Source organism: Sphingobium phenoxybenzoativorans (assembly GCF_001757355.1).
In the GTDB taxonomy this organism is placed as follows: Bacteria; Pseudomonadota; Alphaproteobacteria; order Sphingomonadales; family Sphingomonadaceae; genus Sphingobium; species Sphingobium phenoxybenzoativorans.
Genome location: NZ_MINO01000026.1, coordinates 17,441 through 38,323, shown reverse-complemented (window position 1 = coordinate 38,323; position 20,883 = coordinate 17,441). Strand labels below are relative to the sequence as shown.

25 protein-coding genes are annotated in these 20,883 nt (G+C 64.4%); 14 read left to right on the top strand and 11 right to left on the bottom strand.

The window, feature by feature from the left end; all coding sequences use genetic code 11:
• The first annotated feature begins 1 nt into the window (after nt 1).
• The gene (locus tag BHQ40_RS13465; RefSeq protein WP_070156381.1) at nt 2–226 is read left to right on the top strand and encodes a hypothetical protein; all 225 of its coding nucleotides are present in this window, start codon (nt 2–4) and stop codon (nt 224–226) included.
• A gap of 4 nt (nt 227–230) precedes the next feature.
• On the opposite strand, the gene BHQ40_RS13460 is transcribed toward BHQ40_RS13465, so the two are convergent.
• The 8 genes from BHQ40_RS13460 to BHQ40_RS13425 form a co-directional block, all read right to left on the bottom strand.
• Nucleotides 231–956, bottom strand: coding sequence for a sigma-70 family RNA polymerase sigma factor (locus tag BHQ40_RS13460; RefSeq protein ID WP_425516642.1), 726 nt, complete (start codon nt 954–956; stop codon nt 231–233).
• Nucleotides 957–975: 19 nt separating this feature from the next.
• Nucleotides 976–3,102, bottom strand: a complete 2,127-nt coding sequence (gene flhA / locus BHQ40_RS13455) for a flagellar biosynthesis protein FlhA (RefSeq protein WP_070156379.1) — start codon at nt 3,100–3,102, stop codon at nt 976–978.
• Between the two features lie 8 nt (nt 3,103–3,110).
• Nucleotides 3,111–3,938, bottom strand: a complete 828-nt coding sequence (locus BHQ40_RS13450) for a lysozyme family protein (protein ID WP_070156378.1) — start codon at nt 3,936–3,938, stop codon at nt 3,111–3,113.
• 404 nt (nt 3,939–4,342) lie between these two features.
• A complete protein-coding gene (locus BHQ40_RS13445; protein WP_070156377.1) occupies nt 4,343–4,645 on the bottom strand; it encodes a hypothetical protein in 303 nt (100 codons plus the stop codon).
• Nucleotides 4,646–4,650: 5 nt separating this feature from the next.
• Nucleotides 4,651–4,932, bottom strand: coding sequence for a flagellar biosynthesis anti-sigma factor FlgM (gene flgM / locus BHQ40_RS13440; protein ID WP_070156376.1), 282 nt, complete (start codon nt 4,930–4,932; stop codon nt 4,651–4,653).
• A 45-nt stretch (nt 4,933–4,977) separates the two neighbouring features.
• The gene (locus BHQ40_RS13435; RefSeq protein WP_070156399.1) at nt 4,978–5,490 is read right to left on the bottom strand and encodes a flagella basal body P-ring formation protein FlgA; all 513 of its coding nucleotides are present in this window, start codon (nt 5,488–5,490) and stop codon (nt 4,978–4,980) included.
• 110 nt (nt 5,491–5,600) lie between these two features.
• Nucleotides 5,601–6,101, bottom strand: a complete 501-nt coding sequence (locus BHQ40_RS13430; protein ID WP_070156375.1) for a hypothetical protein — start codon at nt 6,099–6,101, stop codon at nt 5,601–5,603.
• The gene (locus tag BHQ40_RS13425; RefSeq protein WP_070156374.1) at nt 6,101–6,769 is read right to left on the bottom strand and encodes a motility protein A; all 669 of its coding nucleotides are present in this window, start codon (nt 6,767–6,769) and stop codon (nt 6,101–6,103) included. Before BHQ40_RS13425 ends, BHQ40_RS13430 begins: the two co-directional genes overlap by 1 nt.
• Nucleotides 6,770–7,017: 248 nt before the next feature.
• Between BHQ40_RS13425 and flgB the strand changes: the two genes are divergently transcribed.
• The 13 genes from flgB to BHQ40_RS13360 all read left to right on the top strand — a co-directional run bounded on the left by flgB (nt 7,018) and on the right by BHQ40_RS13360 (nt 17,393).
• A complete protein-coding gene (gene flgB, locus BHQ40_RS13420) occupies nt 7,018–7,374 on the top strand; it encodes a flagellar basal body rod protein FlgB (RefSeq protein WP_070156398.1) in 357 nt (118 codons plus the stop codon).
• A 24-nt stretch (nt 7,375–7,398) separates the two neighbouring features.
• On the top strand, nt 7,399–7,791 hold the full coding sequence (flgC, locus tag BHQ40_RS13415; RefSeq protein WP_253183355.1) for a flagellar basal body rod protein FlgC: 393 nt from the start codon (nt 7,399–7,401) through the stop codon (nt 7,789–7,791).
• A complete protein-coding gene (locus tag BHQ40_RS13410; protein ID WP_070156372.1) occupies nt 7,788–8,441 on the top strand; it encodes a flagellar hook assembly protein FlgD in 654 nt (217 codons plus the stop codon). The genes flgC and BHQ40_RS13410 overlap by 4 nt, the downstream gene beginning before the upstream one ends.
• Nucleotides 8,442–8,468: 27 nt before the next feature.
• On the top strand, nt 8,469–9,314 hold the full coding sequence (locus BHQ40_RS13405) for a flagellar hook-basal body complex protein (protein WP_070156371.1): 846 nt from the start codon (nt 8,469–8,471) through the stop codon (nt 9,312–9,314).
• 29 nt (nt 9,315–9,343) lie between these two features.
• Nucleotides 9,344–10,087 carry a flagellar basal-body rod protein FlgF gene (flgF, locus tag BHQ40_RS13400; RefSeq protein ID WP_070156370.1) on the top strand — a complete coding sequence of 248 codons (744 nt, stop codon included), beginning with the start codon at nt 9,344–9,346 and terminating at the stop codon, nt 10,085–10,087.
• A gap of 20 nt (nt 10,088–10,107) precedes the next feature.
• The gene (gene flgG, locus BHQ40_RS13395; RefSeq protein ID WP_070156369.1) at nt 10,108–10,896 is read left to right on the top strand and encodes a flagellar basal-body rod protein FlgG; all 789 of its coding nucleotides are present in this window, start codon (nt 10,108–10,110) and stop codon (nt 10,894–10,896) included.
• 21 nt (nt 10,897–10,917) lie between these two features.
• Complete coding sequence (locus BHQ40_RS13390; protein WP_246524764.1) at nt 10,918–11,604, top strand: flagellar basal body L-ring protein FlgH; 687 nt, start codon at nt 10,918–10,920, stop codon at nt 11,602–11,604.
• Between the two features lie 74 nt (nt 11,605–11,678).
• The gene (locus BHQ40_RS13385) at nt 11,679–12,755 is read left to right on the top strand and encodes a flagellar basal body P-ring protein FlgI (RefSeq protein WP_246525085.1); all 1,077 of its coding nucleotides are present in this window, start codon (nt 11,679–11,681) and stop codon (nt 12,753–12,755) included.
• Nucleotides 12,755–13,087, top strand: a complete 333-nt coding sequence (locus BHQ40_RS13380; protein WP_070156367.1) for a rod-binding protein — start codon at nt 12,755–12,757, stop codon at nt 13,085–13,087. Before BHQ40_RS13385 ends, BHQ40_RS13380 begins: the two co-directional genes overlap by 1 nt.
• Nucleotides 13,084–14,415 carry a flagellar hook-associated protein FlgK gene (gene flgK, locus BHQ40_RS13375; RefSeq protein ID WP_070156366.1) on the top strand — a complete coding sequence of 444 codons (1,332 nt, stop codon included), beginning with the start codon at nt 13,084–13,086 and terminating at the stop codon, nt 14,413–14,415. Before BHQ40_RS13380 ends, flgK begins: the two co-directional genes overlap by 4 nt.
• 15 nt (nt 14,416–14,430) lie before the next feature.
• Nucleotides 14,431–15,276, top strand: a complete 846-nt coding sequence (locus tag BHQ40_RS13370) for a flagellin (protein ID WP_070156365.1) — start codon at nt 14,431–14,433, stop codon at nt 15,274–15,276.
• 146 nt (nt 15,277–15,422) lie between these two features.
• The gene (gene motA, locus BHQ40_RS13365; protein WP_070156364.1) at nt 15,423–16,286 is read left to right on the top strand and encodes a flagellar motor stator protein MotA; all 864 of its coding nucleotides are present in this window, start codon (nt 15,423–15,425) and stop codon (nt 16,284–16,286) included.
• A gap of 3 nt (nt 16,287–16,289) precedes the next feature.
• Nucleotides 16,290–17,393: a flagellar motor protein MotB gene (locus BHQ40_RS13360; RefSeq protein WP_083276918.1), complete on the top strand. Its 1,104-nt coding sequence runs from the start codon at nt 16,290–16,292 to the stop codon at nt 17,391–17,393.
• Nucleotides 17,394–17,988: 595 nt separating this feature from the next.
• On the opposite strand, the gene BHQ40_RS13355 is transcribed toward BHQ40_RS13360, so the two are convergent.
• The 3 genes from BHQ40_RS13355 to BHQ40_RS13345 form a co-directional block, all read right to left on the bottom strand.
• A complete protein-coding gene (locus BHQ40_RS13355; RefSeq protein WP_070156363.1) occupies nt 17,989–19,344 on the bottom strand; it encodes a sensor histidine kinase in 1,356 nt (451 codons plus the stop codon).
• Nucleotides 19,341–20,060 (bottom strand): response regulator, encoded by a 720-nt coding sequence (locus tag BHQ40_RS13350; protein ID WP_070156362.1) that lies wholly within the window; start codon nt 20,058–20,060, stop codon nt 19,341–19,343. The genes BHQ40_RS13355 and BHQ40_RS13350 overlap by 4 nt, the downstream gene beginning before the upstream one ends.
• 92 nt (nt 20,061–20,152) lie before the next feature.
• Nucleotides 20,153–20,800, bottom strand: a complete 648-nt coding sequence (locus BHQ40_RS13345; RefSeq protein ID WP_070156361.1) for an EF-hand domain-containing protein — start codon at nt 20,798–20,800, stop codon at nt 20,153–20,155.
• Nucleotides 20,801–20,883 lie beyond the last annotated feature (83 nt).

Sequence of the window (20,883 nt, the reverse complement as noted above, 5' to 3'; positions counted from 1 at the left end):
CATGTTTAAAAATATCGATGAGCAGGATCGGTGGATAAAACTGCGCCAGCAACTTTTATCGGCAATCGGCCCGGTGGAGCGCATGCCATCCGAATGGAAGGCGTCGCTGGAAACACTGACGGTCAACGCGGCGCCGCGCCGCACCTATCGTTTCGGACGCTATGTCAACCGGTCGGCGATACCGCCGCAATTCGCCAGGCTGGGCACCCGAATCTCGCGCGCCTGAACTTTCACGCCCACTCGCGCAACAATTCCCGCAGCTTGTCCAGCGCCGCTTTCTTGATCTGGCACACCCGCGCCGCGCCGATGTCCAGCGTCTGGCCGATTTCCTCCAGGTTCATTTCCTCTACGAAATAGAGCTGCAGCACCATCGCCTCGCGCTGCGGCAGGTCGCCGATGCACTTGGCCAGCATGGCTTTCAGCGATTCGCGCTCCATCACCTCGTCGGCGCGGTCCTCGACATCGGCGAACCACATGGACTGGTCGGAATAAACCTCATCCATGCTGGTGGTCTGGACGATCTCCACGCTGTCAGCGAACTCGCGAAAGTCAGCCGGCTCCATGCCCATATGCCGGGAAAGTTCGGCTTCCAGCGGCGCGCGGCCAAGTCTCTGTTCCAGTTGGTCGCGCGCGGCGGCGAGCTGTTTGCGCTTCGACATGGCGGAGCGGCAGATCGTCGCATGGCGGCGCAGATGATCGATCATCGCGCCGCGAATCCGCATCTGGGCATAGGTCGCAAAGCCGAAGCCGCGATCCTCGAAACCGTTCGCGGCCTCGACCAGCGCGACCATGCCGATCTGCAGCAGGTCCTCAATCTCGATGGCGCTCGATACCCGGCCATGGACGTGCCAGGCGATCTTGCGCACCAGCGGCATATATTTGCGCGCCAATTGTTCCGGCGTGTGCACCCCGCCCTTGCCATAGGTAAGGCTGCCTTCGGCGCTGATCTTGCTCATATGCATCGTTCAGACCTTCTCAGCTTACCCGCTCGCGTACGCCGGGCGTCGGATCGTGACGGGGCATCGCCTTCTGCTCGCCTCCGACAACCGCTACTACCTCGACAGGCTTACCATCTGGTATCTCCAGGAAAGAAAGTACGGGCGTTTCCGGCAGATGAGGCTTGAACAGCCGCATAAGTGCACGGCGCGCCAGCGGCGAGGTGACGATGGCGAAGGCGCGGGCCTCGCCCATGATCGGCCGGGCGGCCTGCGTGACGGCCTCCAGGATGCGATTCGCAAGCGCCGGTTCGATCGGATGCTTGGCGTCTCCTGCGACACGCATCGCCTGCGCCAGCAACCCTTCCAGATCGCCGTCCAGCGTGATGACCGGCAACGGCATCTTCACGGGCACCAGCCCCTGAATGATCAGCGAACCGATGCGCTGGCGCACCGCCTCGACAAATTGTTCGTGGCTCTGGTCGGGCCGCGCGCCGTCGATCATCGCCTCGCAAATGCGGCGGAAGTCCTTCAGCGCAATGCCCTCGGCCAGCAGCGAACGGCACAGCGCCGAAATCTGGGCAAGGCTCAGCAAGCCCGGCGTCAGGCCGTCGACCAGTTGCGGCGAAGCGTCCTTCAATGCATCGAGCAGCTTGCGCGCCTCGTCCAGTCCGAACATCTCGCTGGCGTTCATGGCGATCAACTGGTTGAGATGCGTGGCGACCACGGTGGCCGGATCGACCACGGTATAGCCCGCGACCACAGCCTCGCTGCGCTTGTCCGGCGTGATCCATACGGCATCGAGGCCGAATGTCGGATCCTTGCAGGGACGGCCGTCGACCACGCCCTCCAGCGCGCCGCTGTCCAGCGCCAGCAGGTCCTCCGGCCAGATTTCGTCCTCGCCGACGATGACGCCGGCGATGGTGATGCGGTAACAGTTCGGCTCCAGCGCCAGATTGTCCTTCACCCGCACCATCGGCACGACGAAGCCCAGTTCCTTCGAAAGCTGGCGGCGAATGCCGGTGATCCGCGCCATCAGCGGCGCGCCCTTGCGCTCGTCGACCATGCCGATCAGGCCGTACCCGATCTCCAGGCCAAGCACCGCGCCATCCGACACGTCGCTCCATTCGATGTGCGCGGGGTTGGCGGGCGGCGCTTCCTCCACGACCGGCGCGGCGGCCTTGGCGGCGGCCGACTTGCGCAGGCGCCATGCGATATACCCGGCCAGCGCGGCGGCGGGCAGGATGATCATATGCGGCATGCCGGGCAGGATGCCCAGGAAACCCAGGATCGCGGCGACGGGAGTCCACGCCTTGCCCGAACCGAACTGCGTGGCAATCTGGCCCGACAAGTCATGTTCTGAATTGACGCGGGTCACGATCGACGCAGCGGCGATCGACAGCAGCAGCGCGGGGACCTGCGCCACCAGCGCGTCGCCGATGGCGAGCAATATATAGGTCTGCGCCGCCTGGCTCATGCTGAGGCCATGGCTGACCACGCCCAGCACGATGCCGCCGACAATGTTGATCACCAGGACCAGGATACCCGCAACCGCGTCGCCCTTCACGAATTTGGACGCACCGTCCATCGAACCGTAGAAGTCCGCTTCCGTCGCCACTTCCTGACGGCGCATCTTGGCTTCTTCCGGGGTCAGCAGGCCGGCGTTCAGGTCGGCGTCGATCGCCATCTGCTTGCCGGGCATCGCATCCAGGGTGAAGCGGGCGGACACTTCCGACACGCGGCCCGCGCCCTTGGTGATGACCACCAGGTTGATGATCATCAGGATCGCGAACACGAAAATGCCGACGACATAGTCGCCGCCGATCAGGAAGTTGCCGAACGCCTCGATCACATGGCCGGCCGCGTCATGGCCGGTATGGCCGCTGACCAGCACCACGCGGGTCGATGCGACGTTCAGCGCCAGCCGCAGCAGCGTCGCGAACAGCAGCACCGTCGGAAAGCTGGAGAAGTCGAGCGGCTTGGCGGCGTTCAGCGCGACCATCAGCACTGCCAGCGAGATCATGATGTTGGTGATGAAACCGATGTCCAGCATGATTGCCGGAACCGGGACCATCATGAACATCACGACCAGAAGGGTAGCCAGCGGCAGGATCGCGCCCTTGGCGGCGCCCATCCACACTTTCGCATTGACCTGGGTACGAGTCATTTGTGGCATTACCTTCCGAAGGTGGCGAGCATGAGATAGGCGAGCCGGGCCGTGTCAGGCTGCGGCTTCATGGTGTCGATGCCGGTGGACTGAGCGAGGCGCTCGGTCTCGATCCGGACATAGTCCGAAGGCTGCACGGTCTTGCTGCCTGCGGGCAGGGACCAGTCGGCCTGCATGGGTACGGCCTTGCCGGTCACGGATGCGGCGCCGCGCTCCAGCTTGTTGGCGAAATTCTCGCGAATGTCGGCAAAGCTGCGCGGATTGCCCTGCCGGTCATAGAAGATCGAGCGGTTGGCGCGCGCGGCGGCCGGGAACAGCGACGCGGCGGTGGCGTTCGGCGCGCGGTCGTTCGCCGCCAGGAATTTCGATGCGCCGCCCACGCCGAGGAAATGCGCCAGATAGAGGTCAGCCGGCTCCGCCTCGCGGCCCAGCTTCTGCTCCAGATAATTTTTATTGTCGGCGGCATGCTCGGCCGCCATCACCGATGCGGTTTCGGGATGCTTGCGCAGATCCATGATCTGCTGGCGCAAATCCGGGTCGGACACATAATAGCGCCCGTTCTGACCGCGCTGGATCGCATCGGCGGCCCAGCCCAGCCCATATTCGCTGCCATGATTGTTGACGACCGCCAGCCAGCTCTGGTCGATAAACTGATAAAGGCCGGTGGCCGAAGATGTCGCCGCTTTCGCGGTCGGGTTCAGACTGCTCTCGATCTTGGCCTGCCCCAGCAGATAGCCGAAGTCGACGCCCGTGCGACGGCTGGCCATCGCAATGGCGTTGGTCACACGGTCCTGCCGCGAAACGCTAGAAACTGACGTGCCTGCAAAGGCGGTCATCGATTATCCCCAAATGGTACCAGGGATAATCAAGCAAGAGCCGTGCCAGTTTTCCGACTGATTTGAACAAGGGTTGAAGCGAGAACTGTTCGTGCTGAGCGTGTCGAACCACTGTCGTTAGAGTTGGCGGCGGTATGAATTAAATGCGTGCTCCTGCGAAAGCAGGAGCCCAGTCCCGGCGTTTGATCTGGGCTCCTGCTTTCGCAGGAGCACGCTGGATTTTCGGCCAGGAAAAAGGACAGCCCCTTTCGACTGCCTGCTTGCAGCAGGCGCTCAGGTTCGAACGAGGCGCGTGACTCGTTCGAAGCCGCGACAAGCTCAGGACGAACGATGGCAACTCCAACAAAAAAGGGCCGCTTTCGCGACCCTCTGTCCGGCATATGTTTTGCCGCCAATACGCCGGCTTACCGCTTGTACGTCAGCGGCGCTGCGGTTGCGCCGCGTTCGGCCAGCATGGCGATCTGCTGGCGGGTCTGGTCGGCCAATACGCTGGTGCGGATGCGGGCCGCTTCCATCAGGGGGGCGATTGACGCCAGACGGGTGCGAACACCCGGCTCGTCATGCCATGCGCCCACTGCCCGGACCTTCGTCACGGCGTCCTGAACGCGCGCCGTCGCGCGATCGACCTTGGCGATATCGTCGCCGTCCAGCGCTTCGCGCAAGGCGACGAAGGCGTCGTGCAGCAGGTCGAGGGTCGCGGCGCTCATCGGTCTCAGTTCGACGAGGGCAGGTCGAGGGCCAGCATACGCTCGGCGATGCGGGTCGCATCCACCGGATAGTTGCCGGAAGCGATGGCGGCCTTGATCGCGGCAACGCGGTCCATATCGACCGGCGCGCCTTCGGCGGCCATGCGCGCAACCGGGCTGGCCGAAGCGCTTGCGGTCTCGCTGACGGTGGCGTTGGAAACGGTCGCGGCCGGGCGGGCCTTGCCGCTCTCGCGCAGCTTCGACGCCTCAAGGGCGGAGCTGATCGTCTGACCGACGGAGTTGATCATCTTGGCATTCCTTCTTTCGTCCCGCGTACCTTATAACGGCTTCGTTCAATATTCCTTAAATCCCGGTGCGCGGACAATCCCCATTTCTACGACCTGCGCAATAATGGGCGTCGCTTTCTTGTCTTCCCGCACCCGGATCATCTGTCCCGGAGCGCCATCCTCGTCCGCGATCATCGCCCGCGAAATGCTGAAGGCCGATCCGCCGGCGACCAGTTGCACAGGGTCTCCGCGCTTCACCACAACCTCCCGCGATACGGGCGCGGCAACCGCGCGCGCCGCCATCCGCGGGGCCGCCGCATTGGCGCCGCCAGGGGCCAAAGGCACGCGAATCCGCCATCCATTGGCATCGCACTTCACCACGGCCGCGCCGAAAACCGGCCCTTCGACGCTCGGCGTCTGGGGGCATGCGGCCAATCGCAACCGGCGATCGACAGGAGCGACAGGGCCGCCGGGTTCGCCGATATTCGCCCCGACCGTCATGGCGACGATGCTGTCTACCCGGTCGAGATTCTCGAATTTCTGCTGCGCCTGCGCCGGGGCGGCATGCGCGGCCGACATGGCGGCAATGAGCAGTAGGCACGAGAAAATTTTGCGCACGGTTGGTCTCCGGTGGTCTGCGAAACGGTTCATCACGAACAATTAAGCAAATCCCGTGCCATATCCTCCAATCACTGGCTCGCAGCCGGGCTGAAGCCCAGGCGGATGACCTGTCCCTTGCCTTCGCCCGCCGCCTGATCGAGACCGCGGATAATAAGTTTCCGGTCGGGCACCCCCGCCGATTTCAGCGTCCGCGCCACCGCGCCCAGCCGCGCCGCGGCAAGGTCCCAGGCATCGAAGCGGCGGATTGCCCCGTTCTGCCCGATTCTGTCCTGCCCGGCGGATGTCAGCTCGACCTTGCCCTCGCCCTTCGCAAAATGTTGGCCAGCCTTGAAAATCCGCGCGTTTCCGGCCGCCGTCAGCACGGCCTCGCCCGGCTCGAACAGGTCGGCGGCGCGCCATTGCGCAAGGTCGGTCTTGGGGGCGGCATAGGTTGCGCCGAACTGCTCGCCAACGCCCTGCAGCACCGCCTTGCTACGGTCGCCGCTGGCCTGCAGCAGTACGAAAAAGCCGAGGAGGAGGAGGCAGAGGTCGGCGAAACTGACGGCCAGCCGCGCGCGGCGGTCGCCCATTATGCGACTTCCCGGATGGCGGCGCGGCGCACCGGCGCATTTTCGCGGCGGGCGATGACCATCATGCCGTGGGCCAGCTCGCGCTGCCAGGCAATTTCCCGCGCAGAAATGTCGGCGAGGCGCGCGGCGATGGGCGCGGCGACCAGATTGGCGAGGATGACGCCATACAGCGTCGTCAGCAGCGCGACCGCCATGTGGGGGCCGATGGCCGCCGGGTCGTTCATTGCCGTGAACATGCCGATCAGGCCGATGATCGTGCCCGCCATGCCCAGCGCGGGGGCAGCGTCGGCGACGGACACCCACACGGCGCGCGCAGCACTATGCCGTTGTTCGCGATCGGAAATTTCCTGGTCCGCCCAGCTTTCGAACTGCTCGACGCGTTCGCAATTGGCCAGCTTGCGCACGGCCGTCGCCAGGAAGGGATCGGCGGTCTTCACCCGGTCCGTGCAGGCCAGGCCGCGCAGATTGGCGAGATGATCGACCTGCAGCATGGCCGCGCGGGACGCATCGCGATCCCTTTCCGGCTTGGCGGTGAACAGCGGGCCGAGCGCCGCCATCGCGCTACCGAAGGATCGCGCGCCATTTTGCAGGAAAGCCAGGCCCAAGGCCGCGCCGACGATCAGCGACAGCGTCGCCGGATCGATCAAATGGCCCAGAATTCCCAGCATTGACGCCCCTTTCGCACCGGCAACCGGCAAAACGGCAGGCAATTGCCGCAGACCGGCAAAAAATTGCCGCTCCTGCCACCCTGCAGTCCCAAACCCGCGGAAACCCTTGCTTGGACGCCCCTTTCGCCGTTGCCGGACAAAATTGGCACGCCCTTTGCAAGTATCTGACAGGATATCCCGCCCGAACGATCCGCAATGGGAAGAACGGCACGGGACGCCAAACTTTTAGAGGGTTGAAGGAAAAAATCGTGGCTTTGGAAGACAGCCTGTTTGGAGTGCACGGAAAGGCGCTGGCGCTGCGGTCGCAGCGGCTGGACCTGCTTGCGTCCAACATCGCCAATGCTTCCACGCCTGGGTACAAGGCGCGGGACATTGATTTCGACGCGGCGCTGAAAGAGGCGACGCAGAAGAATGACAGCGCTGCCCAGGCCGCCAAGGACACGATGGGCTATCGCATCCCGCTGCAGCCCAGCCTCGACGGCAATACGGTCGAACTGTCGACCGAACAGAACCTCTTTGCCGAAAACGCCGTGAAGTATCGCACGACCCTGTCCTTCCTTGAAGGCCGGATCAACACGATCTCGCGCGCGCTGAAGGGAGAATAAGCCATGGCCGGTGTGGATCGCCCCATGAACGTCTTTGACATCGCCGGCCGCGCGATGTCCGCGCAGCTCGTCCGCCTGAACGCCACCGCGTCCAACATGGCGAACGCCGGCAACGTCACCGGCACTGAGAAGGAAGCCTATCGCGCGATCAAGCCGGTGTTCCGCTCGGTCACCGAAAGCCCCGGCGTCTCCACCGTCAAGGTGGAGTCCGTGGTCACCACTGACGCGAAGCCCGTGAAGCGCCACGACCCGAACCACCCGCTGGCCGACGCCAATGGCGATGTATTCGAGGCCGCCGTGGATAGCAGCGCCGAACTTGTCGACATGCTGGAGACCGCCCGCATGTACCAGAACAATGTGCAGGTCCTCCAGACCGCAAAGTCCCTCATGCTCGATACGATAAGGATGGGCAAATGACCGTAGCAGCCACTGATGCCGCCGGCCTCACAACCTATAATTCCACAAAGACTGTCGGCACCGGCAAGTCGGAAATGGGCCAGGCCGACTTTCTGCGCCTGCTGACCACGCAGATGCAGACGCAGGACCCGTTCCAGCCGATGGACAACAGCCAGATGGTCACCCAGATGGCGACGATCACCAATTCGACCGGCATTGCCGAGATGAATCAGACGCTCGCCGGCATCAAGGAGCAGCTTTCGGGCACGCGCCTTGGCGACGCGGCGAGCTGGATCGGCAAGTCGATGCTGGTCAAGAGCAACATCGCGGCCCCCGACGCCGCCGGGCAATATGCCGGCGTGCTCGAACTGCCCGCGGATGCCGACAATGTGTCGGTCCAGCTTCAGGACGGCAACGGCAATGTCGTCAAGACGCTTGATCTCGGCGCGCAAAAGGCCGGTGAAGTCAACTTCTACTGGGATGGCAAGGATGACGCGGGCAACACCGTCGGCACCCAGGCCCTGCAGGTGAAGGTAAACGGCGCATCGCCGACCGCCGTCGCCACCTGGGCCACCATCGCCGCCGTGCAGTCGCCCGCAGACGGCAGCTCGTCTTCGCTCATCACACCGCTCGGAACCTACAAACCCACCGACGCCATCCGGCTCGGCTGACATCTGAATTGACCAAGGAGTAAGCGCATGTCCTTCTATATCTCGCTCTCGGGCCTCAAGGCCGCCCAGACCGACCTGTCCACCATCGCGAACAACGTCGCGAACGTGAACTCGACGGGCTTCAAAAAGAGCCGCGCCAATTTCGGCGACATCTTCTCCGCCGCGCCGATGCAGACGACGACGCAGGTGTCCGGTCAGGGTACCCGCACCATCGGCATCCAGCAGCAGTTCACGCAGGGCACCGTCGAAAGCACCGACAAGACGCTCGACGTCGCGATCACCGGTGAAGGCTTCTTCACCGTGCGCGGTCAGGGCACCAACGGCGCGGTCAGCTACACCCGCAACGGCGCTTTCTCGATCACTGAGGACCGCAACGTCGTCGACACCACTGGCGCCACCGTGCAGATGCTGCCGGTCGACCCGGCCACTGGTGAGATCACCAACAACACGGCCGCCGGCCTGACCGATCTGGTCGTTCCGCTGCTGAAGCCAAAGGCTGCCCCGACTGACCCGGACATTCAGCTTTCCAGCCTTGCGGTTTCGGAAACCGGTCTGGTCTCGGCAACCTGGGCCGATGGAACCACCACGCCGCTCGGCAACCTTGCAATGGCGACCTTCGCCAGCCAGGACAGCCTCCGCCAGAAGGGCGATGCGCACTGGGCCGCCACGCTGCAGTCAGGTGACGCGCAGTACGGGTCGGGCAACCAGGGGTCGTTCGGTTCGGTCCGTTCGGGCAGCCTTGAGCGCTCCAACGTCGACATCACCGAGGAACTGGTCGCGCTGATCAACGCGCAACGCAATTTCCAGGCGAACGCCAAGGCGATCGAGACCGCCTCGAACATCACCCAGACCGTCGTCCAGATCCGTACCTGATCTAGACGCATAAGGCGCAGGACTGACCTATGGACCGGCTTGTCAACACGGCTCTCACCGCGATGCGCGGGGCGATGGCGCGGCAGACGGCGATCGCCAACAATCTGGCGAACGCCAACACCGTCGGCTTTCGCGCCGAAATCGCCAACGCCACGTCGCAGTGGCTGAACGGCGAGACCTACAACACCCGCGCGCAGCAGGCCGAACAGGTGCTGGGCGCGGACATGGGGCAGGGCGCGGTGACGCAGACCGGCAATCCGCTCGACGTGGCCGTGAACGGGGATGGCTTACTCACCGTTCAGGGACCGGAGGGCGACGAGGCCTATACGCGCCGCGGCGACCTGAAGGTCAATGACAGCGGGCTGCTCACCACCGGCGACGGCTATGCCGTCATCGGTGAGGGCGGTCCGATCACCCTGCCGCCTTATGACAGCCTGTCGATCGGCAATGACGGCGGCATCTGGATCATCCCGCAGGGCGGCGATTCCGCGCAGCCTCAGCGCGTCGACGGGCTGAAGATCGTCAGCCCGAAGGGTTCGTCGATCGCCAAGGGCGCCGACAATCTGTTCCGCGAAACCAATGGCGGCGCACTGCCCCAGGACCCTACAGGTTCGGTGACGGGCGGCGCGATCGAGGGATCGAACGTCAACGCCACGCAGGCGCTGGTGCAGATGATCGAGGCCAGCCGGTCGTGGGAAACGCAGATCAAGATGATCAACACCGCCAAGGAAATCGACGATGGCGGCGCCAGCCTGATGCGCCTGGATAGCTGAGGACAAGAAGGAACCAAGCCATGACCAACGCCGCACTTCATGTCGCCCGCACGGGCCTGGATGCTCAGAACACCAAGATGCGCGTCATCGCCAACAACCTGGCGAACGTGAACACCACCGGGTTCAAGCGCGACCGCGCCGATTTCGAAACGCTCGCCTATCAGCAGATGATCGCCGCGGGCGCGAATTCGGACAGCGAGAACAAATATGCGACCGGCCTTGCGCTGGGTTCGGGCGTCTCGCTTCAGGGCACCAGCCGCACCGATACGCAGGGCACGCTGAACACCACCGGCAACTCGCTCGACCTCGCCATCGAGGGTGCGGGCTATTTTCAGCTTCAGAAGCCGGACGGTACGATCGGCTACACCCGCGCGGGCAATTTCAGCCTGACGGCGGAGGGCACGATCGTCAGCTCCGACGGCCTGCCGCTGATCCCGCAGATCCAGATTCCGGAAGGCGCGACGTCAATCACCATCGGCAATGACGGTTCCGTCTCCGCTATGGTCCCCGGCCAGGCCGAGGCGACCCAGCTCGGCCAGATCGAAACCGCACGCTTCGTCAATCCCGCCGGGCTTCAGTCAATCGGCGGCAATCTGCTGTCCGAAACCGCCGCCTCCGGCGCGCCGCAGGTCGGCGTGGCCGGCCTCGATGGCCGCGGCAGCGTCCGTCAGGGCGCGCTCGAAGGATCGAACGTCAATGTCGTGGAAGAGCTGGTCGACATGATCGAGACCCAGCGCGCCTATGAGGTCAATTCCAAGATGATCAAGGCGACCGACGAAATGCTCCAGTACGTCAACCAGCAGCTCTAACCGCCGGGACTAAGAACCATAATGATGCACATCGCCCGTCATTCGCTGATCCTCGCAGGCGCGCTGGCATTTGCCGGAGTGCTTGGCGCGAGCGCAGCCGACGCGAAGAAAAAGCCGCAGATCGATTACACCGCCACCTATGCGCCGCCGCCCGTCGCGCAGCCGCAGGCGAACGGTTCGATCTTTCAGGTGTCGCAGGGCTTCTCCCCGCTGACCAGCGGCGGCCGCGCCGCGATGATCGGCGATGTGATCACCATCACGCTGGTCGAACGGACGCAGGCGACCAAGAGCAACAGCGCCAACACCTCGCGCGACGGCTCCATCTCGCTGACGCCGCCCAGCACCGGCCCGCTGTCGAAGATCGTCAATTCCAGCGATGTCGGCTCCAGCGGATCGAACGCCTTCACCGGTAAGGGCGCGGCCACCCAGTCCAACGCACTGACCGGCGAAATCACCGTCACGATCGCGCAGGTTTTCCCGAACGGCAATCTGCTCGTGCGCGGACAGAAGGCGCTGACGCTCAATCGCGGCGACGAATTCATCCAGATCACCGGCATCGTGCGCCCGGCGGACATCTCCCCGGACAACCGCGTGCCCTCCACGCGCGTCGCCGACGCCAAGATCACCTATAGCGGCAAGGGCGAGATTGCCCGCGCCAGCAGCCAGGGCTGGCTGCAGCGCTTCTTCACCAGAATCAGCCCCTTCTGACGGGACCAGCACGCATTATGAACCGCACCTTCTCTCTTTCGCGCGCGCCTGTCCTTCTGATCGGCGTGCTGGCGATGTTGCTGGCGTCGCTCGGCTTCGCCTCGGTCGCGCATGCCGAACGCATCAAGGATCTTGGTGCATTCCAGGGCGTCCGTCCCAACCAGCTCGTCGGTTACGGCATCGTCGTCGGCCTTGCCGGCACGGGCGACGACAGCCTCGACTATTCGACGCAGGGCATGAAGGGCGTCGTCTCGCGCTTCGGCCTTAATCTGCCGCAGGGCGTGAACCCTGCGCTGAAGAACGCCGCGGCCGTGCTCGTCACCGCCGACCTGCCCGCCTTCGCCAAGCCGGGTCAGCTTCTCGACGTCACCGTCTCGGCGCTGGGCAAGGCAAAGAGCCTGCGCGGCGGCACGCTGGTCATGACGCCCCTGCGCGGCGCCGATGGCCAGATCTACGCCATGTCGCAGGGCAGCCTTGCTGTCGGCGGCCTTGGCGTGTCGGGCGCGGACGGCAGCCAGGTCTCCGTGAACGTCCCCTCCGCCGGGCGTATTCCGGGCGGCGCCACGGTCGAGCAGGCCGTCGCCACTGGCTTCGACACCGCGCCGACCCTGACCTTCAATCTCGCCGAGGCCGACCTCACCACTGCGCTGCGCGTCGCCGATGGCATCAACCGCGCCTTTGGCGATCGCCGCGCCCATGCGCAGGACGCCGTATCGATCGTCATCAATGCCGATCCGGGCGCGGAACAGCGCATCACCATGATGGGCATGATCGAGAATATCGAGGTTCAGCCCGCCGACGCCGCCGCCAAGGTGATCGTCAACGCTCGCACCGGCACCGTCGTCATCAACGGCGCGGTCCGCATCGCCCCTGCCGCCGTCGCGCACGGAAAACTGACCGTCACGGTCAGCGAATCCCCCCGCGTCGTGCAGCCCGCGCCCTTCTCTCAGGGTCAGACTGCGATCGAACCCTCCAGCTCCATTTCGGTCGAGCAGGAGAAAAAACCGATGATCAATTTTAAAGGTGGGGCGTCCCTGGCCGATATAGTCAAGGCTATCAACGCAATCGGAGCATCGCCGGCGGACCTCGTCGCGATCCTGGAGGCGATGAAGCAGGCGGGCGCGATGAAGGCTGAACTGGTGGTATTGTAATGCAGATTTCCTCCACTCCCCTGAACCCCCTGTCGGGACCGTCCGGCGCGAAGGCCAAGGAAGACCTGCAAAAGGCAGCCAAGGCGTTCGAGGCGGTGTTCATGCGCCAGATGATCGGCGCCATGCGCTCGGCCAGCCTTGACGAGGGGCTGGGCGATTCGAGCGCTACCCAGCAGTTCCGCGACATGGCGGACGCCCGCACGGCCGATGCGATGGCCGAAAACGGTCATGGCTTCGGCATTGCTTCACTTCTTATCAAGCAGTTGGAGGGCAGGATCGCCCCAGCCGCGCCGCAGACGGACGCCGCTCCAACCGGTGAGACCAAGGCATGAGTTCTGACCTTTTCCAGATCGGCGCTTCGGGCACCAGGGCCTATCGCGCTGCGATGGGCGCGATTTCGGAGAATATCGCGAACGCCAGCACCGCGGGCTACAGCCGCCGCACGGTGACGACTCGCGAGTCCGCCTTGTCCTCCTCGTCGATGGTCCTCTACAAATCTCAGGTCGCCTTTGGCGGCGTAGAGGTGCAAAGCGTCAACCGCGCCAATGACCCCTATCTGGACGCCGCCGCCCGCATGACCGGGCAGGCGCTCGCCAGCGCCAATCAGCGCCTGCAGTTCCAGACCGACATCGAAACCGCGCTCAATGACGACACGCTCGGCGTCGGGCAACAGCTTTCCGGCATGTATAGCGCAGTGACGCAGCTCGCCGCCAATCCCACCGACCCGTCGCTGCGCACCAATGTGCTGTTCGGCATCGAACAGGTGGTGACCGCGTTCAACCAGAGCGCGCACGATCTGGAAAGCGTTCAGACCGCGATCACTTCCAATGCGCAGGCGGCGGTATCCGGCCTCAACAGCGCGCTGGAAGAGCTTGGCCGCATCAATGCGAACCTGCTGCGCTCGCAGCCCGGCACCGCCAATCAGGCGCAGTTGCTCGACAGCCGCGACCAGGCGCTCAGCCAGATCACCAGCAAGCTGGACGTAAACATCACCTTCGGCGCCAGCGGCACCGCGCAGATCAGCTATAACGGCACGCAGGTTGTGCAGGGCAAGGATGTGACGACCTTTGACGTCACTGCCGCCACGGACGGCACCCTGTCCCTTTCGCTGGGCGGCGCCGCGACCACTGCGCCCGCCAGCGGATCGCTGGGCGGCCTGTTCCAGAGCGCGACCGTCGCCTCGCAGCGGCTGGCCAGCCTCGATACGCTCGCGGCGCAGTTCACGACCGACATCAACACCTGGCATTCGCAGGGCCTGACCAACGCCAATGCCGCTGGCGGCCCGCTCGTGTCGGGCACGACCGCCGCCGACTTGACCAAGGTCATCACGAACATCGCCGACCTCGCGACCAAATCGTCGGACGGCACGCTGAACGGCAATCTCAACAATATCTCCAGCATCCGGGGCACCGGCGGCGTCGAGGCGGGCTGGACAGCGCTGGTCGCGGCGAACGCCAACCTGCTCGCCGGCACCAAGGCGGAGCAGACGGCGGCCGAAACCCGCGACACGCAGGCGCGCCAGGCGCGCGAGAATGTCAGCGGCGTCGATCTGGACATGGAAGCGGCGGACTTGCTGCGCATCCAGCAGGCCTATTCGGGCTGCGCGAAAATCATCCAGGTGGCGCGCGAGACCTTCGACGCCATCATGCAGATATTGTAAGAAGGACGCCGTTTCATGGTCGCCATCACGCAACAGTCGATGCTCGATGAAATCCGGCGCCAGCAACTGCTCGCCCGCAGCATTTCCTCCGATCAGGCCGCCATTTCGAGCGGCAAGAAGCTGATCACGCCTTCGCAGGACCCCCGCGCCTGGGTTCAGGTGTCGCAGGTCGCGCAGGCCCAGGCGCAGCAGGCCGCCTGGACCGCCAACGTCAAATATGCGCAGACCCGCTCGGACAAGGCGGAATCCAATCTGGACGAGATCAACAATCTGATGGCGCGCGCGCGCGAGCTGTATATCGCGGCATCCACCTCGACGCTCGATGAAGCGGGCAAGGCGTCCACCGTGACCAGCCTGGAGGGCCTGCGCAAGAGCATCAACGATCTGCTGACGGAGAAGGACTATCAGGGCCTTCCCGTCTTTGACGACACCACATCGGTCGCCGTTCCTGTCGGGCGCGGGCTGGATGTCGAGACGGTGGGCACGCGCCAGGCTGTTTCCGAGGGCATCAATGTCGGCGGCACGCCGATGTCGATCGACGACATCATGGGCGCCGCGATCGCCGCCGTGCAGGCCGGCACCGCCACGTCCAGCGACGATGGCCTGACCGGCCTCAACATCGCGATCGACCATATCATCGGACAGCAATCGCTTCAGGGCGTGCGCAGCGAACGGCTGGAGCAGGTCACCGACCGGCTGAAGAATGTCGACCTGAACCTGACGGAACGGCGCGGCAATCTTGAGGATACCGACCTGACCGAGACGATCACCAAGCTGCAGAACAAGCTGCTGACGCTGGAGGCCGCCCAGGCCGCCTTCGCGCGAATCAACCGGCAGAGTCTGTTCGATCTGATAAGCTGATTTTTCCGCCTTTTTCCAATATCTTGGAATAATGCAGCGAAAAAACTTCTTAGCCTAAACCCCGCGCTAACCAAGTCGTTATTAGAAAGGGTGGAAGCCGCTGCTCCAGCGGCGCCACCCGGACCAGATTTTCGCGGGGATCCTTAATGTTTGCAGCTATCGGCCTAGTCGTTCTGATCGTCATGGTGTTCGGCGGGTTCGCCTTCACCGGCGGCGACCTTGAACCGGTTCTGCACGCCCTTCCGCACGAAATGCTGATCATCGGCGGCGCGGCCGTCGGCGCGCTCATCATCGGCAACAGCGGTTCCGACCTGAAGGCGCTTGGCGGCGGCTTCGGCAAGGTCTTTAAAGGCCCCGCCTACAAAAAGCAGGATTTCCTCGACTGCATCTTCCTCGTCAGCAAGCTGATGAAGATGCTCCGCGTCGAAGGCCCGGTCGCGCTCGAACCCCATATCGAGGATCCCAAGACCTCGACCGTGTTCAGCGAATATCCGCGCCTGCTGAAGGACAGCACGCTCATCCACCTGATCTGCGACACGCTGCGGCTGGTCGTCGTGTCGTCCGGCACGCTGGACCCGCACGCGGTCGAGGAAGTGATGGATAACGCGCTCAAGACCCACCATCATGAGGCGATCAAACCCGCCGACAATCTGCAGGGCCTGGCCGACGCGCTTCCGGCGCTGGGCATCGTCGCGGCGGTTCTGGGCGTGGTCAAGACCATGGGCTCCATCGACAAGCCGCCAGAAATTCTGGGCGCGATGATTGGTTCGGCGCTGGTCGGCACCTTCCTCGGCATTCTGCTCGCCTATGGCATGGTCAACCCGTTCGCCAACCGTTGCCGCTCGGTGATCGAGGCGGACGGCGCCATCTACCATGTCGTCAAGCAGATCATCATCGCGTCGCTCCACGGCCACCCGCAGCCGCTGGTGATCGAAGCCGCGCGCTCCGGACTCAGCCACGCCAACCAGCCCGGCTTCGCCGAAGTGTTCGACGGCATGCGGGGCAAGTAAGCCATGGCGGGGGACAGCAAGAAGCGGGGGGCCAATGAGCCTGAACCGCGTCCGATCATCGTCAAGAAGATCATTGTCGAGGGACATGGCGGCCATCATGGCGGCGCATGGAAGGTCGCCTATGCCGACTTCGTGACGGCGATGATGGCCTTCTTCCTGCTGATGTGGCTGCTCGGTGCGACCACGGAGAAGCAGCGCAAGGGCCTGGCCGACTATTTCACCCCTACCCTCATCACGACCAAGGCGGACAGCGCCGGGTCGAACGGGCTGATGGGCGGCGACAGCGTTACGGGCAAGGAAAATTATCCGACCACGGGCGGTCAGGGCAATCTGGCCATCACCATCCCGCGCGACGCCACTGGCACCAAGGATGTCGGCGGCAAGGATATGAAGGACCGCGACCGCACTAAGTTTGAGAAGATCAAGAAAGAGCTTGAGAAGCGCATGGCCGCCAACAAGGCGCTGAGCCAGATGCTGAAGAATGTGCGCTTCACCGAAACGCGCGAAGGGCTGCGCATCGATCTGGTCGACCAGGCGAACTTCTCGATGTTCGCAATGGCGACCGACCGGCTGGTGCCGCAGGCGCGCGCGCTGATCGGCGAGGTGTCGAAGGTCATTCAGGGCGTGCCCAATGACGTGATCGTGCGCGGCCATACCGATGGCCTGCCCTATGCGGCGGGTCAGACGATGAACAACTGGATGCTGTCCTCCGCCCGCGCCGAAGCGACGCGCAAGGCGCTGAGCGATGCGGGCGTCGGCGGCGATCGCTTCGCCAAGATTGAGGGGGTCGCCGACCGCGAACCCTTCGCCAATGGCGACATTTACGACCCGCGCAACCGCCGCATGTCGATCATCCTCGCGTGGAGCAAGGGCCAGACCGAGACGCCGGACTCCGACACGGTGGCGCATAGCGCGTCGCAGGCGCAGATCGCAGCGGCGATCCGCGAACGCGACAATCCCATCAACGTCATCCGGCGGGAGGCGATCGCGGCCGACATGGGCAATACCGGCCTGCCCGCAGGCGCAGTACCGATCAACGCCGCCGACGTGTCACGCAGCGGCAAGGTCGGCGGGCAGAAGCCCAAGCCGAAACCCAAGGAAGAATGATCGCAACCGCCGCCCCGGCCCTTGTACCGGGGGCAGCGGCGCGATGCCGGCTAGCGATTAGCAGACGTAAAAATCCTCGCCTGTAAGGGAAGGGGGACCAGCGAAGCTGGTGGAGGGGTATCACCCTCTCGATAGGGCGGCACCCCTCCGTCATTCCTCCGGAATGCCACCTCCCCTTAAAAGGGGAGGATCGAGAAACTGACAATCCGCCCCTTACCCGTTCCGTCATCGCGCACATGACGCGCGATCCATAGGCTCCCCGTACGCATGACTGCGCAGACATTTGCGCTCCTGGATCCCGGATCACGTCCGGGATGACGGCAGTGTGTTGGGATGACACAGCATATTGCCACAACGATATCCTCCACCCCCTACTGTCATGCCAGCGCAGGGCGGGGGAACAGACAGTCCGCTACCCCCCTTCGTCGTCCCCGCGCAGGCGGGGACCCAACGCGCCTTGGGCACATCGGGCGCGGGGTTGAGATGGGTTCCCGCTTTCGCGGGAATGACGGGATAGAGGGAGAAGCCGCCTTTCTGCTAACCACCCATGCCGGACATCCCCAATTAAACACCCGCTATAAGAGGGACAAAAAGCTCACACCGGCAGGATCAAGCTCGCCTCCAGCCCGCCGTCCGGCCGGTTGGCGAGGCGCAATGTCCCGCCATGTTCGGCCATGATCGCGCGCACCAGCGCCAATCCCAGCCCGGCCCCGCCCGTCTCGCGATTGCGGGAGCTTTCCATGCGGGTGAAGGGCTGCATCATCTCCTCCATCCGGTCCTCGGCGATGCCCGGCCCCTCGTCCCGCACGGCGATGCGTAACCGCCCGTCCTCGGCGACCACCGTCACATGCGCGCGGTCGCCATATTTGATGGCGTTCTCAATCAGGTTGCGCAGCGCCCGACGGATGAGCTGCGGCCGGACCGATCCGATCACCCGCTCGCCCTCGATCAGGCCGACCGGTTCGCCAAGCTCCAGGAAATCCTCGACCACGGCGTCGGCCAGCGCGGACAGGTCAACCTTCTGCACCGGCTCCATGCTGCGCCCGGCCCGCGCCAGCGCCAATATGTCGTCCAGCATCCGGTTCATTTCCTCGATCGTCTCGGACATGCGGGCGCGTTCGCCCTCATCCTCGACAGACTCGGTCCGCACCCGCAGCGAGGCCAGCGGCGTGCGCAAATCATGGCCGATCGCGCCCAGCATCCGGTCCTTCTCGTCCAGCATCGCGAAGATGCGCGCGCGCATGGCGTTGAAGGCGGTGGTGAGTTCGCGCACGTCGCCCGGCCCACGCTCCTCCACGGGATCGGCTGAGCCGCTGGCGGCGAACTGCTGCGCCGATCCGCTCAGGTCCTTCAATGGCCGCGCCAGCCGCCTGCCGATCCACGCCAGCGGCAACAGCACAATGACATAGAGGATGATCGTCTGCGCGATCAGCCAGCCGCCGAAACGCGGCGGATCGGAATCAAGCCGGGACTGGACGCTGACCCATTTCCCGGCCTGATATTCGACCGCCATGGTCAGCCGCTTGTCGCGCCGTCCCCGCCGGTCATGATCATGGTCGCCATGCGCGCGTTCCCGTAATGCCCGCCAGCGGTTGGCGCGCATCGGCACATCGTCGGCAATGGCGATCACCTGCAGCGCAGGCTCCTGGAAATCGGCCAGCATGTCGGCGGCGCGGCGCTCGATATCCGGCCGCCTTTCGCCCCTCAGCACGGGCTTGCTGGTGGAGAAGGTGACGCGCGAGCGTATGTCCTGCCCGGCCGCCGACCGGTCCAGCGCGTCGACGATGCGGACCACGGCGGGGGCGGCCGCTCCGGTCAATATCTGCCGCTGCCGCTCGCGATAGATCATGGAGAAGCTGATCATCTGCGCCACCAGCAGCGCCACGGCGACCAGCAAGATGATCTGCCCGGCCAGACTATGGGGCAGGAACCGCCGCAACAGCGCCTTCACAGCTTGCGGACCTCGGCCGACAATGTGTAGCCGCCACCCCACACCGTCTTGATGAGGGCCGGGTTCTTCGGATCGATCTCTATCTTCTTGCGCAGCCGACTGATCTGGTTGTCGATTGCGCGGTCGAACGCATTGGCCTCCCGCCCCTGGGTGATGTCGAGCAACTGGTCGCGGCTCAGCACCTGGTTCGGGCGCGTTGCGAAGGCGAGCATCAGATTATATTCGGCGGTCGACAGCGGCAGCGACACGCCGTCCTTGTCCACCAATGTCCGCTCCTGGCTTTTCAGCACCCATCCGGCAAAGGCGTAGCTTGCCCCGTCCGGCGCGGTCACGCGCTGGCCGCCGGTGGCGACGCGGCGGAATATCACCTTGATTCGCGCTACCAGTTCGCGCGGGGAAAAGGGCTTCAGCACATAATCGTCCGCGCCCATTTCCAGGCCGACGATCCGGTCGGTCTCCTCCGACTTCGCGGTCAACAGGATCACCGGAATGTCGCCGGTCTCGCGGATGTGGCGGCAGAGGCTCAGGCCATCCTCACCCGGCATCATGATGTCCAGGATCACCAGGTCGATCGCATTGGCGGCAAGCCGCGTGCGCGCCTCGGCGGCATTTTCGACCGCCGTCACGCGAAACCCGTTGCGTTGCAGATATTGCGCGAGCGGCTCCCGGATGGAGCGTTCATCATCGACGAGGAGGAGGTGCGGGCGATCAGTCATGGCGCTCAACTTGTCAGTCTTTTGATGGCGTTGGAAGCGCGAACGCCCATCGGCATCCGCGCTTCCCTTTATGTCAGGCTCCTGCGCCGGACTTATTTGCTCGGCGGAGGCGGGGGCGTATCGCCCTGCGGCCCGCCGGGACCGCCACGGCCCCACTTGCCCTCACCCCACTTGCCGTGCCCGCGTCCCTTGCCGAATTGCGCCCAGGCGGCCTTGGCTTCCTCTGCGGTCACGGTGCCGTCCTTGTTGGCGTCGGCCTTTTCGAACATCGCCAGCGGGCGCGCCATGAAGGCTTCGCGGGTGATGACGCCATCCTTGTCGGCACCCATCATGCCGCCCTTCATGCCGAATCCGGGGCCGCGCTTTCCGTGGCGGGGACCATCCGGCCCGCCGCGGCGTTCGCCACGCGCTTCATGCGCCACCTTCATCTCGTCCTTGCTGATCTGGCCATTATGGTCGGCGTCCATCTTCGCAAAGCGATCGTCGAACCGCTTCTCGCGAAGCTGGTCGCGTTCTTCCTTGGTGATCTTCCCGTCGCCGTTCAGGTCCATCTTCGCGAACCTTTCTTGCAGGGAAGCGGTCAGCTCTGCCTTGGTGACCTTTCCATCGCCATTGGCGTCGCCCGGCAGGCCGTGACGCGGCATCGCGCCGGGGGCGGGCGCTGCGTTCCGGGCGGCGGCAACGCCACCGGCAACCAGCATCGCGCCAAGCGCAGCGGAAATCATCAGCTTCTTCATCATCTCAACCCTCATAATCTTTCATAAGAGAAAGGCGTTGGGGCGCCTTCCATGAATGCGGTTATGCAGGGCTGTTGTCGTCAGTT

Excerpts from the sequence above, each read along its gene's own strand:
- motA (WP_070156364.1), top strand. The coding sequence starts at position 15,423 with ATGTTTGCAGCTATCGGCCTAGTCGTTCTGATCGTCATGGTGTTCGGC.
- BHQ40_RS13350 (WP_070156362.1), bottom strand. The coding sequence starts at position 20,060 with ATGACTGATCGCCCGCACCTCCTCCTCGTCGATGATGAACGCTCCATC.
- BHQ40_RS13405 (WP_070156371.1), top strand. The coding sequence starts at position 8,469 with ATGTCCTTCTATATCTCGCTCTCGGGCCTCAAGGCCGCCCAGACCGAC.
- BHQ40_RS13390 (WP_246524764.1), top strand. The coding sequence starts at position 10,918 with ATGATGCACATCGCCCGTCATTCGCTGATCCTCGCAGGCGCGCTGGCA.
- BHQ40_RS13450 (WP_070156378.1), bottom strand. The coding sequence starts at position 3,938 with ATGACCGCCTTTGCAGGCACGTCAGTTTCTAGCGTTTCGCGGCAGGAC.
- BHQ40_RS13430 (WP_070156375.1), bottom strand. The coding sequence starts at position 6,101 with ATGGGCGACCGCCGCGCGCGGCTGGCCGTCAGTTTCGCCGACCTCTGC.
- flhA (WP_070156379.1), bottom strand. The coding sequence starts at position 3,102 with ATGACTCGTACCCAGGTCAATGCGAAAGTGTGGATGGGCGCCGCCAAG.
- BHQ40_RS13460 (WP_425516642.1), bottom strand. The coding sequence starts at position 956 with ATGAGCAAGATCAGCGCCGAAGGCAGCCTTACCTATGGCAAGGGCGGG.
- BHQ40_RS13465 (WP_070156381.1), top strand. The coding sequence starts at position 2 with ATGTTTAAAAATATCGATGAGCAGGATCGGTGGATAAAACTGCGCCAG.
- BHQ40_RS13445 (WP_070156377.1), bottom strand. The coding sequence starts at position 4,645 with ATGAGCGCCGCGACCCTCGACCTGCTGCACGACGCCTTCGTCGCCTTG.
- BHQ40_RS13435 (WP_070156399.1), bottom strand. The coding sequence starts at position 5,490 with ATGTCGGCCGCGCATGCCGCCCCGGCGCAGGCGCAGCAGAAATTCGAG.
- BHQ40_RS13385 (WP_246525085.1), top strand. The coding sequence starts at position 11,679 with ATGTTGCTGGCGTCGCTCGGCTTCGCCTCGGTCGCGCATGCCGAACGC.
- BHQ40_RS13360 (WP_083276918.1), top strand. The coding sequence starts at position 16,290 with ATGGCGGGGGACAGCAAGAAGCGGGGGGCCAATGAGCCTGAACCGCGT.
- BHQ40_RS13410 (WP_070156372.1), top strand. The coding sequence starts at position 7,788 with ATGACCGTAGCAGCCACTGATGCCGCCGGCCTCACAACCTATAATTCC.
- BHQ40_RS13425 (WP_070156374.1), bottom strand. The coding sequence starts at position 6,769 with ATGCTGGGAATTCTGGGCCATTTGATCGATCCGGCGACGCTGTCGCTG.
- BHQ40_RS13370 (WP_070156365.1), top strand. The coding sequence starts at position 14,431 with ATGGTCGCCATCACGCAACAGTCGATGCTCGATGAAATCCGGCGCCAG.
- flgF (WP_070156370.1), top strand. The coding sequence starts at position 9,344 with ATGGACCGGCTTGTCAACACGGCTCTCACCGCGATGCGCGGGGCGATG.
- flgK (WP_070156366.1), top strand. The coding sequence starts at position 13,084 with ATGAGTTCTGACCTTTTCCAGATCGGCGCTTCGGGCACCAGGGCCTAT.
- flgM (WP_070156376.1), bottom strand. The coding sequence starts at position 4,932 with ATGATCAACTCCGTCGGTCAGACGATCAGCTCCGCCCTTGAGGCGTCG.
- BHQ40_RS13345 (WP_070156361.1), bottom strand. The coding sequence starts at position 20,800 with ATGATGAAGAAGCTGATGATTTCCGCTGCGCTTGGCGCGATGCTGGTT.
- BHQ40_RS13380 (WP_070156367.1), top strand. The coding sequence starts at position 12,755 with ATGCAGATTTCCTCCACTCCCCTGAACCCCCTGTCGGGACCGTCCGGC.
- flgC (WP_253183355.1), top strand. The coding sequence starts at position 7,399 with ATGAACGTCTTTGACATCGCCGGCCGCGCGATGTCCGCGCAGCTCGTC.
- flgG (WP_070156369.1), top strand. The coding sequence starts at position 10,108 with ATGACCAACGCCGCACTTCATGTCGCCCGCACGGGCCTGGATGCTCAG.